This window comes from Marinilabilia sp., assembly GCF_016278715.1.
Lineage (GTDB): Bacteria > Bacteroidota > Bacteroidia > Bacteroidales > Marinilabiliaceae > Marinilabilia.
On record NZ_JADQBH010000079.1, the window covers coordinates 1 to 11874 of the forward strand.

Here is an 11874-nt window from a genome sequence, read left to right on the forward strand (position 1 = left end):
CTGCGGCGTTTTCGGCGCAATAGTTTGCCTTTTGGAGGTGTTCAGTTGCTAATGATTGGCGATTTGCAACAGCTGGCACCCGTCATTAAAGATAACGAGTGGAATTTGTTGCGGCCTTATTATGATTCGGCTTTCTTTTTTGGAAGCAGAGCATTGCAGAAAACGGATTATGTAAGTATTGAACTGAAGCAGATATTTCGTCAGCAGGATGATAAATTTATCGCTGTACTCAATAAAATCCGGGATAATCAACTCGATCAACCCGGCCTGGATTTATTGAACCAATGCTACCGGCCGGAAATCATCAACGGCGATGCGGAAGGGTTTATTACTCTGACCACGCACAACCATCAGGCACGTAGAATCAATGGTGCCAGACTTTCTCAATTGCCAGGTAAATCTCACCAATTCAAAGCAAAAGTGGATGGGAATTTTCCTGAAAGCAATTTTCCTACCGATGATGAATTGGTTTTGAAGACCCATGCTCAGGTGATGTTTGTGAAAAACGACTCGTCACCTGATAAAGCTTACTACAACGGCAAAATTGGGCAGGTGACTGCGATTGTGGACGATAAGATTTTTGTTAAATGTCCCGGAGATGAAGAAGCCATTGAGGTGAAACCAGATCGTTGGGACAATACCCGTTACAAGATAGATGACGACACCAGTGAGATTAAGGAGGAGGTGGAGGGTACTTTTACTCAATATCCGCTAAAAACCGCCTGGGCCATTACTATTCATAAAAGCCAGGGGCTTACTTTCGAAAAAGCCATTATTGATGCCAATGCAGCTTTTGCCCACGGACAGGTTTATGTAGCCCTGAGTCGCTGTAAATCGCTCCAAGGGCTTGTACTTACCAATCCGCTAAATGTTTCTGCATTAAAAACCGATGCGGAAGTATCCGGTTTTATTCGAAGGGTGGAGGAGGAGCCTGCTGATGAAGAGGTACTTACGCAAGCCAAGCGAGATTACCGTTTCATGTTGTTGAAAGAGATGTTTGATTTAAACAGCCTTGAAGGGCAATTGGCGTATAGCTTGCGGGTCGCCTACGAAAACAAAGGAGCAGTGCAGGATGAGTTGCCGGTGATTTTGGGAAAAATGAAAGCTTTGGTTACGAGCGAAATGCGTCCTGTGGCAGATAGGTTCATAGGCCAGATATCCCGGTTGTTGCAGGAAAATCCGGATACCGATAATAATGAATTCTTGCAGGAACGTATCAGAAAAGCCAGCCATTGGTTTGCAGAGAAAGTGAAATCAGGTCTGACGGAGCCTTTTGAGAATTTGAGTATCGAAACTGATAACAAAGCCGTTCGAAAAAGTCTGAAACAGGCGTTTGAGCGACTGGGCAATGAGGTTTCAATGCGGGCCTCTGTATTTGAAAAGTGTAAAGAAGGTTTTACCGTAAAAATTTATCTGGAAGCTAAAGCCAAAGGGTTGCTGGATGGATTGGCGGTGACTCCTGCCAAAAAGAGTCGAAAGGAGGTGGATGTTTCGGTGCAGTATCCCGATTTGTACAGCCGGCTGAAACAGTGGCGTGATGATAAAGCTGAAGAATTGGACCAGGATGTTTATATGGTACTTCAGATAAAATCGATGAAGCATATTGCAGCTGCTTTGCCACAGTCGCTGAAAGAACTCAGGAAAATTCACGGTTTTGGAAAAGTTAAACTGGAGAACTATGGTCCTGAGGTGCTGCAGATTATTCTGGATTACTGTAAAGAGAACAATCTTGAAAGGGCCGATGACGATGAGAATCCCTTCGAAATTCCTCCTCCGAAGCCCCGTAAGGATAAAATAGATACCAGGCAGGTCACCTTCGACCATTTCAAAAAAGGAAAAACCATCGAGGCTATAGCTAAAGAGCGTTCCCTGACCACCGGTACTATTTTTAATCATATTGGTCATTTTGTACGCACCGGGGAAATCAATATTTTCCAGATTATCCCTGCCGAAAAAGTACATCGCGTTGCTGAGTGGCTCGACGGGAATAGAGCAGAATCACTAACCGAAGTAAAAAACCGCTTTGGTGATGAGGTGTCGTGGGACGAACTCAGGTTGATTGTAAATCATGTGAAAGCGAAGGAGGAGGCCAGGAGTTGAAGTATGACAGAATTTGAAGTATAGAATCAACCTTTTCGGTCGTTTTGTGTTTTAAAATGATGAACAGTCAACTCTCTCAAATAATAGAAGATTCTAAGGAGCGGTTCCGTCTTTTTCTGAGCATTGGGCTCGGAATATTCATGTTTATGCTTTTTTTTGAACCTTTTTCTTTATTCCTTCCTGACTTAAACAATCGTTTGGTGTTTCTGGTGGGCCTTACCGGTATTTTTTTTATTTTGATGATGCTGGTTTACGTCATTATTAGCCATTTCTTTAAACGATCCAGTTCTGCCCTAAAGGAATCGGTTCTATCTTCGTATGTCAGGGGATTTATGCTGATGGTATTGAGCAGCATAGCTCTTACATTTTATCTGAGGTATGTCGGGATGGTAGATATGTCCTTTTTTACCCTTTTCAAGATATTGGTTATCTCATTGGTTCCACCGGTTACCATAAGTCTGCACGACACCATCCAAAAATTGAAGGCACACAATGCGGTTTTGATTCTTGCCAGAGAGAAGGAGCGAAACCAGGTTGAGAAGTACGAGGAAGACCTTTTAAGCCGAACGATAGAATTGGAATCTGAAGGAGGGAGAGATACATTTAAAGTGGTTGTTTCAAATATCATATATGTAGTTTCGGCAGATAATTATGTCGAGATCGTATTCAAAGAAAATGAACATTTTGAGAAGAAGTTAATGAGGAATACCCTGAAAAACCTCCAGCTTTTACTTTCTCCGTATTCAAACTTTATTCGTTGTCATCGGACCTGCCTGGTTAACATTCACTACATTGACCAATTGCGTAAAAACTACAATAATTATTGGATATCTTTAAAGGGAACCGACCAAAAACTTCCTGTTTCACGTCAGTATTTGCTGAGTGTTAGAGAGGTTGTGTGAGTTATTGGGGTGAGTGTTATTCGCCCTTAAATATTGCCATCTATCCCATAAGACATTCCTCCGCCATCCTTTGTATTCCATTTGCCCCATTCATTTGATGTAGCTCCTTGGAGAAGCTACCTTTGTATAGAAAGGAATTTCAATAAAGACCGGTTTCTTCTTGTAAGCCGGTTGTAAAGGAAGTGCTTTGTTTGTTCAATTTATAAATTTTGTAGGTATGAAAGTTCAAAATATTATTTTCCCTTTAGATAAAAATCCTGATTTCATCAAAGATTTGAGAGGGAGGGTGGATGGCTATTTTAAGCAAAATAACCTCTCAAAATATGGAAATAAAACCATTGTTTTTCAGTCTGTATTTATGGGTTTACTCTATATTTTGCCTTACGTTCTGATGTTATCAGGTGTGGTAACCTCAATTTTGGGTGTTATGCTGAGCTGGGTAGCGATGGGCGGCGGAATGGCCGGTTTGGGAATGGTATTGATGCATGATGCCAATCATCGCGTGTTTTCCAGAAACCAAACGGTTAATAAATGGCTGGGTAAGTCCCTGTATCTTCTTGGGGGCTTTCCGCCAAACTGGAGGCATCAGCACAACACCATGCACCATGGTTTTACGAACATCGAGGGGCATGACGAAGATATTGCTCCGGTTGGGTTTTTGAGGTTTTCGCCGCACCGGAAGCTTTTTAAAGTGCATCGCTTTCAACATATTTATGCCTGGTTTTTCTATGGTTTGATGACGCTTTCGTGGGTAACTATGAAGGATTTTGTGCGAATAAAGAATTACAAAAATGAAGGCGTTGCCCCCTTTGATAAAAAATACAAGTCTTATCTCACTGATCTGATTATTGCTAAATCGTTTTATTACTTATTTCTTCTTGTACTACCTATTCTGATAATGCCGATTAGCTGGTTCTGGATTGTTGGTGGCTTTTTTATAATGCATTATATCAGCGGCCTGATACTGACTACCATTTTTCAAACAGCTCACGTGGTGCCAAGTTCTGCTTATCCCCTCCCATCAAATGAAGGGAAACTGGAAAACAACTGGGCCATTCATCAGCTCCTGACAACTTCTGACTTCTCGCCTAAAAGCAGAGTTCTTTCGTGGATGATTGGTGGTTTAAATTATCAGGTAGAACATCATCTGTTCCCCAATATCAGCCATGTGCACTATAAAAAATTGTCGCAACTGGTTAAAGAAACTGCTTATGAATATAATCTTCCTTATCACTCTCAGGAAACGTTCTTTAAAGCGGTGGCAGGTCACACGAGAATGTTAAAAATGCTGGGTAGGCAAGCTGCATTAGTTTAATAATTGAAACAGGGTTTACATGGTATTGATGGTCCGGCTTCATAATTGATTTCAATTTATGGCCGGACTTTTCATTTCTTGTTTTTAATGTGCATATTTAACATTTAAAGAAGCTAAACCTGCCTGTTTAAATGAATATTTCGGAGTATAATAAAACCGTTTGGGACCGGTATGTCGCTAATAAAGTTCGCTGGACAATTCCTGTTTCCAAAGAGGAAATTGAAAATGCCAGACAAGGAAACTGGGACATCGTTCTGACTCCCACAAAGCCGGTGCCTCACAAATGGTTTCCGGACTTGAAAGGCCTTAAAATTCTGGGTCTCGCATCCGGAGGCGGACAACAAGGACCTATTTTGGCTGCTTTAGGCGCTGATGTGACCATCTTCGATAATTCCGAAAATCAATTAAATCAGGACAGACAGTTGAGCGAGGAATTCAACCTTAATATCAAAACCATTCAGGGAGATATGAAAGATTTGTCCGTTTTTCGTGACGAGTCCTTTGATTTGATATTCAATCCCTGCTCTGTAGTATTTGCGGATAACTTAAAACCAATCTGGCAGGAATGCTTCCGGGTTTCGAAATCCGGTGGAATTTTGATGACAGGGCTAATTAATCCTATTATTTTTCAGTTAGGCCAGGAAAAGGCTCCCTTCCAGTTGGTTTATGCTCAGCCCTATTCCGACCTGCACTCATTACCAAAGCAAAAACTGGAAAAATTAATTGAAAGTCAGGAGACAATGGAGTTTGGACATAGCCTTACAGACGAAATTGGTGGACAACTGAATGCCGGCTTTTTAATCACTGATTTTTATGAAGATGACTGGAATGGTGAAAAGGAGATTGATGAATATCTGCCTTCCTTTTTTGCTACTCGGGCGATTAAAAAGTAAAAGTTACCTGAAAGATGTGTTGATTATTTGTAAAATAGAATTGCATTCAATTAAAGTATAGTAATTTGGAAGTGTGTTATTTTATTATTTCAATAGATTTTTCTATTAAGACTTCAATTTCGTAAAAGAATTGCCGATAATTAATAAATCTTAGCCCCGGGGTCATGCGGTGACCCTGGGGCTTTCTTATGTTTGTCATTTATAGGTGTAATAAAAAATTACAAATTTGAATTGATGGGGTTTGAACTTCTTTTTTTTAACAAATTTTTTTTGAAATTTAAAGCCAGAAATTTTTTTTGGACTGGTAGATGCCTGAAACCAGAGAGACTATGATTTAGAAGTGAATGGTAATAGGGAATTTAAGAAAGAAATAAGTCTTTTGGCAAAAAGGATTTTTTTTAAGTATGAACTTAATGCGATTACCATTCGAAATACCATTACCAATAGCAGACTTGAAATGCTTGAATTTTATATTCCAAAAGTCAACTTTTTTTACCTGATATATACGGTTCTCAGATGGTGGTGAGCCAGAATCTATTAGAAATAAGCAAGTTAAATGTTAATGAGAATTGAAGAACTTAAATTGTATGTCATAGATTAAGGTGTTTGTAGAGCATCTAGGTTTAAAGCAAAATTGGTGTCGACATAAACAGCGGTATTATCACCAATCTCAAGTCCCGATTTTGAGGATTGAGCGCATCCGGATCAATAACGCCCCAAGCCAGGTGTTTTCTTACCTGACTTACGGATATATCTTTGGTCAAAAGCTATAATATAATGACCGCTTTCGTGTTGAGTTGTTAAGTTGGTATTGAATTCCATAAAATCAAATGGTTTTTCAAACTGTTGACGATATTTTTGTTCAGTGAAAAGACCCGTATCTTTCGAACAGGGCAAAATTGATTCTTCCTTTGGTACAAAGGAAGAGTATGAACACTTCGGAAAGAAAATCTTTTCGCTACTGATTAATAAAATTGTTGCTTAAAGCTTTTTTTTTTCAATGTTTTAACTGTGTCATCACCTTTAAAGATCATTCTTAATTCGATTTTTGGGTAAATAAACCAAGGGGCTTACTTCCGGATTGCTAACTGTTTAAAAGAATATTTATTTTGCTGAATTGCAATGATTTAACTAAAAGTTTAACGGGCTGTTGTTATTTCATTTTTTATAGAAATCGATTATTAACCTTAACTCGATTATTATGAATTTCAAAAAAATGATTGGCGTTTTTTCTAGCATAAATCAATTTAGCCTTATATGCAAAGAAAATGCCTGAAGATTTATTGTCAATCAATTCTCTATTATACAGAGGTTAATTCTATGTTATAGATTTATCGTGTAATTCAATGTTTAATTATTATGTTTATTTTTTCTAAAAATTAAATGCCTTAATTATGTATCGATTAAACTATTTATTTGGACTGTTGATTATTTCAATTAATCTATTCGGTCAAACAACTAACTATAACTCACCTTCTGGAGAGATTATTTTAACATCATCAGAATATGGGAATAATCTGACTAGACAGTACAATATTTCTACAGGAGAGGATGGATTAGTAGAATTAGTATTGGATTATAATGTAGAATTGGATTATGATTATATATATGTATTTGATTGTGATGAAAGTTTTAATAAAATTAATAGAATTGCTGCTTTTCATGGCACTAATGAGAGTATTATTAAGACGACAAACCCAAACGGGAGAGTCGTAATTGTTTTTGAAACAGATGGGGCGTATAATGGAGATAACATAGGATCAGATGCGGGATATAGAATTATCTGGAATAGTTTTTCTGCGAATGATATTTCATTAGCTAATAGGATTAGTGATTCCGGACAGGTGTTAGTTGGAAGTGTTGATTCAGAACCGAATTTAACAATACAAGATTATCAGAATAAATCATTAGGAAATTTGAATGAACAGATTTCAAACTTTGAAAATTCAATGGTTCTTTTGGAAACAGAATATGGTGAAAAGCTTGGTATTAGTTATAATAGAATTGGAACAAATAGTGACCTTGGGATTTCTTCAAATGGCGTTCTTTCAAGTTTTGCTAATGAATTTTCGTTTGGAACCCCTATTAATGAAGATGCTTTTAAAATTTCCGCAACAGGACGAATTGGTATTAATAATCCAAATACTATGAGTGCCTTGATAAGTGGAAGAATAAGTGGCGTTTCTGGAGAAAAGTTTGCTAGATTTAATAGTTCAACTGAGGGATATGGGATGTATTTAGGGAATGGTGGAGGTGATGTTGGAACAACTTTTCTTCCAAATATTAGTGGATATACAAAAGATAATACTGCTGCGTTGTGTTTTACTGCGGAGCATATGGGAGATAATTCTGGAAAACGGGGTATTATGACTTTTGATGGTAGGCAAAATGGGAAGGGGGCATCAGGAGAGGCTGTTGTTTTTGAATATTGTAGTGGATATGGAAATCGGTTAGCCCATATTACAGGGGCAGGAAGTTTCTTTGTGATAAAAGATATTGAAGCAGCCGGCACAATCAGGGCTGCTGAAGTAAAGGTTGAAGCCGGTGGGAATACTGCAGATTTTGTATTCGAAGACGATTATGAGTTAAAGGATTTGAAGGAATTAGAAAGTTTTATCAAAGACAACAAGCACCTCCCCGATATCCCCAGTGCAAAAGAAATGGAAGCATCAGGAATTAATTTGGCTGAGATGAATAAATTATTGTTACAAAAGATTGAGGAGTTGACTCTGTACGTGATAGAGCAGGACTCACAGTTGGACAGAAAAAATAGTTTTGTGGAAGAATTGAATACGACAATGGAGATGCAGAAAACAGAAGTTAAGGAACTTAAAGAAAAAAACAGAAATCTGGTAGTCCGCATGGAGAAGATAGAGGAATTATTGATGAATGGCAGTGAGTAAATGTTTAACGCTGATGGTGTTGTGTGATAGAAGTTCTTTTGATATAAATGGCTAATGGGGGTATATAAGATGTTACCTGTGTAACTCAGATATTATCTTTTTCATAGGAGATTTGCATTCCGTGGCTATAATTACGTAACAAAATCGAGGAGAAATATAATTAATAGCCCCGGGGTCATGAGGTGACCCCGGGGCTATCTTATGTTTGCGATTTACAGGTATGTAGAATATTTACTAATTAAAAATAACATGTTTCGGTTTTTAAACAAGATTCATTATGCCTGGCTCACAGATGGTTGAGTAGAGAGTGAGTCTGGCGGAAATGAGCAACTAATTATTAACATAAATTGAAGAGCTTATATTGAATGTCATAAGATCAGGAAAAAAGGATACAAGAATTGGAAATGACAGACTAATGAAGAACAAATTTTATTTTATATTTTTTAAAAAAATACTATTAATTGCAGCTGTAACTATTTTTAGTTTTTATTCTTCTTGTAGAAGTGCTTTTTCACCTGATTATTATAATGGAAGTCGACAAGTTTTATCTTATGGTGACAGTGCTGTTGTTTTTAACACTATGCGTGACAAGGATGGTCGTAAACGATTGAGGAAGAATTGTTTATATTTTTATTGTAATTTACAGGAAATACATTCTACACGGGGAGCATTTGCAGGAATTCCATTGGACGAACAATTTGTAAAACAAAGCATTGATGGTAGATTAATAGAAAAGGGTGTTTTTAAAGGAGGATTAAAACATGGTAGGTGGAGACGATGGAGCAATGATGGTGAATTAAAGTTCGTTGAGCATTGGCGAAATGGTCGTGGAATAAGAAGAAAGAAAGTTTTTGACAATGTAGGTGAAATTGTTGGAGTATATCGATGGAAAGATAACAACTGGGTTCTTACCAAACGGTTTTTAAGAAAGCAAAAAAGAGCTGCTGAGAAAGAGAAGGTTCTTAATCGAGAGGATGAATCCGATGATAATGATGGAATAAAAGGGAAGATCAGAAAGTTTTTTTCGTTTTTACCATGGAGGAAAAAATCCAATGAGGCAACTGGAGAAGGTGAAAAAAAATCAGCCAGCCCTGAGAATCCATCCCGAAATCGAAAAAAACAAAATAAATCATTGGAAAATGAAGATAATGATAAGCAATCTAAAACTAAATGGTTGTTTGGGTTATTTAAGAAAAAAGAACGAGAAAAAGACAAAGAATAAATGAAATATTCATGCAATTAGAAGTATAAATTATAGAAAATGAAACAGTTTACAAGAAAGAGAGTTTCTGCATTTACTTTACCCGAATTGTTGGTAGTTCTTGTAATTATTGGAATACTTTTATTATTGGCACTTCCTGAATTAATGCCCCTGGTATCACGTGCTCATAGCCTTGAAGCCCGGAAAGGTTTAAAAATGCTCCATACTTTACAGCGGACTCATTTTTTTGAATATTCAAGATATACTGATGATTTACAAAAACTGGGTTTTGAGCAACAGTCTCTTGTAACCGAAGGAGGAAATTCCAAATATATTATTGAAGTAGTGGAGGTTGGAACCAATAGTTTTGTTGCTCAAGCTACTGCTGTGGTTGATTTTAACGGGAATGGAGAATTTAATGTGTGGACAATAAATGGAGAAGGAGAATTGGAGGAAGTCATAAAGGATTAATGAGATATGCTGGATTTAATTTTGGAAATCCTTTTAATAGGAATTTTTGGGAGGATTGCTTTTGAAGATTTTAAAACACGACAAGTTCATTTGCTTCTTTTTGTTTTTGGTTTTTTAACAGCAGTTTTGTTAAGTATAGAAAGATCTTTTCATTATGAGTTTTTGCTTTTCAATATGGTCTTTGTTTTAATTAACTTATTGGCAGTTTTTGGATATGGTTTTATTAAGGGAAAGTCTTTAACGTTGAATAATAAATGGTTTGGTTTGGGGGATTTGCTGATGTGGAGTATATTGATTTTTTGTTTTTCACCCATTAATTTTATTCTTTTTTTTATAGGAAGCTTATTTTTTTCACTTCTCACCTACATCTTTTTTTTTCGAAAACATAATACTTTAATTCCTCTTGCTGGAAACCAGTCTTTATGTATGGTTATTGTAATTCTGGGAGATTTGTTGGGGGTAAGCATTAATTTTCTTTTGAATGACATGTGGATAGTGTTAGATGTATGACAATGGATTACAGTGAATTAGTTATTGATAGTTTTGTGAAGTCTGTTATATCTCCCGAAATGGCATGGCATTACAAGGTAGTACCCATTGAAACCGGAGAAGAATCAGGATTTTTTTATTTTGATGAAAATGCTGATGTTGAGAAGGTGGTTGTAGAATTAGGTGTCTTAACCGGTAAGAAAATAAATTATGAATTAATGTCGTCCGAATGTATGGAACGACTCCTTATTAATAACTATCCTAAAACACGTTCGAACCAGAATCAAACCGCGAAAGTAGGTGCTGATGATTTTGTGGAAAGTATTATCAAAGAATCCAAGGAACTTGGCAGTTCAGATATTCATATTGAGCCTTATGAGGAAGGTTGCAGGGTGCGAATACGTATAGACGGGCAGTTGGTTGAGCGTTATCAAATAGATAGAACTGCATATCCATCGATTATTAATCGTATTAAGATTATGGCTCGTCTGGATATATCTGAGAAACGATTGCCCCAGGATGGACGTATTGCATTTAATAGTGGTAGCCATAAATTCGATATCAGGGTGTCCATTTTATCTACTTTATATGGAGAAAAGATAGTTTTAAGAATTTTAAACAGTGATATATCTAATCTGTCATTGGCTCAACTGGGTTTTGATAGCATTGACCTTGAATCTTTTTCAGAGGCCATTAAACAGCCAAATGGTATTATTTTAATTAGTGGTCCTACCGGTTCAGGTAAAACTACTACATTATATACAACTCTAAAAAAGTTAAATAGTGATACACGAAATATTTTAACCATTGAAGATCCGGTTGAATATACTTTGGAAGGAGTGAATCAAGTTCAATTAAGAGAAGATATTGGTATGGGCTTTGCGTCTGCCATGAGAACTTTTTTGAGACAAGATCCTGATATCATTATGGTAGGGGAAATAAGAGATGTTGACACTGCAAAAATGGCAATAAGGGCTGCTCTTACAGGCCATTTGGTTCTTTCTACCATTCATACGAATTCTGCGTGGGGAATTATTTCCCGACTTATTGATATGGGCATTCCTCCTTATATGGTGGCTGACACATTAAATATTGCCGTAGCCCAGCGACTGGTAAGGACTTTATGTCCTATGTGCAAAGCAAAGGAGTCTTTTGATATTCGAATGTTACCCAAGTCGTTTAAACCAGGTTCTTTACCGGAATTTCATTTTTTAGCAAAAGGTTGCGAACATTGTTTCCACACGGGCTATAAAGGGCGTAAAGCTATTTATGAGGTAATTCTGCTTAATGAAGAGTTAAAAGAAAAAATAAAAAGTGCTGATTTGTTTATTGGCGAATATGTTCAAGAATCAAATATCCGATTATTAGCTGAACAGGCATTTAGTATGGTTTTACAGGGTGAAACATCCATTGAAGAAGCTTATTCCTTAATGCTTTAATTCAATGGAAAAATGTTTATGAGTGAGAAGATAAAATTAAGATAATAAAACAAAGTTCAGTAAGATTTTAGAAAAATCGAATTTGCCGAATGGGATGTTAATGTTGATCATAATTATTGATGAATTAATTTGCCAGAGGCAAAAAATGAATAAACTGCTTT

9 protein-coding genes are annotated in these 11874 nt (G+C 36.8%); all 9 read left to right on the forward strand.

Going from position 1 to position 11874, the window contains the following annotated elements; genetic code table 11:
* Positions 1-2100 (forward strand): helix-turn-helix domain-containing protein (locus tag QZZ43_RS05080; protein WP_291856841.1); only part of this gene is annotated, 2100 nt, incomplete at its 5' end.
* 59 nt (positions 2101-2159) lie between these two features.
* Positions 2160-3002 carry a LytTR family transcriptional regulator DNA-binding domain-containing protein gene (locus QZZ43_RS05085; RefSeq protein ID WP_291856842.1) on the forward strand — a complete coding sequence of 281 codons (843 nt, stop codon included), beginning with the start codon at positions 2160-2162 and terminating at the stop codon, positions 3000-3002.
* Between the two features lie 217 nt (positions 3003-3219).
* The gene (locus QZZ43_RS05090) at positions 3220-4317 is read left to right on the forward strand and encodes an acyl-CoA desaturase (RefSeq protein ID WP_291856843.1); all 1098 of its coding nucleotides are present in this window, start codon (positions 3220-3222) and stop codon (positions 4315-4317) included.
* 131 nt (positions 4318-4448) lie between these two features.
* Entirely contained in the window at positions 4449-5210 is a 762-nt protein-coding gene (locus tag QZZ43_RS05095; RefSeq protein WP_291856844.1) for a class I SAM-dependent methyltransferase, read from the forward strand.
* Between the two features lie 1394 nt (positions 5211-6604).
* Positions 6605-8113, forward strand: coding sequence for a hypothetical protein (locus QZZ43_RS05100; RefSeq protein ID WP_291856845.1), 1509 nt, complete (start codon positions 6605-6607; stop codon positions 8111-8113).
* A gap of 415 nt (positions 8114-8528) precedes the next feature.
* A complete protein-coding gene (locus QZZ43_RS05105; RefSeq protein ID WP_291856846.1) occupies positions 8529-9335 on the forward strand; it encodes a hypothetical protein in 807 nt (268 codons plus the stop codon).
* Between the two features lie 39 nt (positions 9336-9374).
* Positions 9375-9785 (forward strand): prepilin-type N-terminal cleavage/methylation domain-containing protein, encoded by a 411-nt coding sequence (locus QZZ43_RS05110; RefSeq protein ID WP_291856847.1) that lies wholly within the window; start codon positions 9375-9377, stop codon positions 9783-9785.
* A gap of 6 nt (positions 9786-9791) precedes the next feature.
* Complete coding sequence (locus QZZ43_RS05115; RefSeq protein WP_291856848.1) at positions 9792-10295, forward strand: hypothetical protein; 504 nt, start codon at positions 9792-9794, stop codon at positions 10293-10295.
* Positions 10296-10297: 2 nt separating this feature from the next.
* A complete protein-coding gene (locus QZZ43_RS05120) occupies positions 10298-11713 on the forward strand; it encodes a GspE/PulE family protein (protein WP_291856849.1) in 1416 nt (471 codons plus the stop codon).
* The last annotated feature ends 161 nt before the right edge of the window (positions 11714-11874 follow it).

Excerpts from the sequence above, each read along its gene's own strand:
- QZZ43_RS05110 (WP_291856847.1), top strand. The coding sequence starts at position 9,375 with ATGAAACAGTTTACAAGAAAGAGAGTTTCTGCATTTACTTTACCCGAA.
- QZZ43_RS05105 (WP_291856846.1), top strand. The coding sequence starts at position 8,529 with ATGAAGAACAAATTTTATTTTATATTTTTTAAAAAAATACTATTAATT.
- QZZ43_RS05085 (WP_291856842.1), top strand. The coding sequence starts at position 2,160 with ATGAACAGTCAACTCTCTCAAATAATAGAAGATTCTAAGGAGCGGTTC.
- QZZ43_RS05090 (WP_291856843.1), top strand. The coding sequence starts at position 3,220 with ATGAAAGTTCAAAATATTATTTTCCCTTTAGATAAAAATCCTGATTTC.
- QZZ43_RS05115 (WP_291856848.1), top strand. The coding sequence starts at position 9,792 with ATGCTGGATTTAATTTTGGAAATCCTTTTAATAGGAATTTTTGGGAGG.
- QZZ43_RS05095 (WP_291856844.1), top strand. The coding sequence starts at position 4,449 with ATGAATATTTCGGAGTATAATAAAACCGTTTGGGACCGGTATGTCGCT.
- QZZ43_RS05120 (WP_291856849.1), top strand. The coding sequence starts at position 10,298 with ATGGATTACAGTGAATTAGTTATTGATAGTTTTGTGAAGTCTGTTATA.
- QZZ43_RS05100 (WP_291856845.1), top strand. The coding sequence starts at position 6,605 with ATGTATCGATTAAACTATTTATTTGGACTGTTGATTATTTCAATTAAT.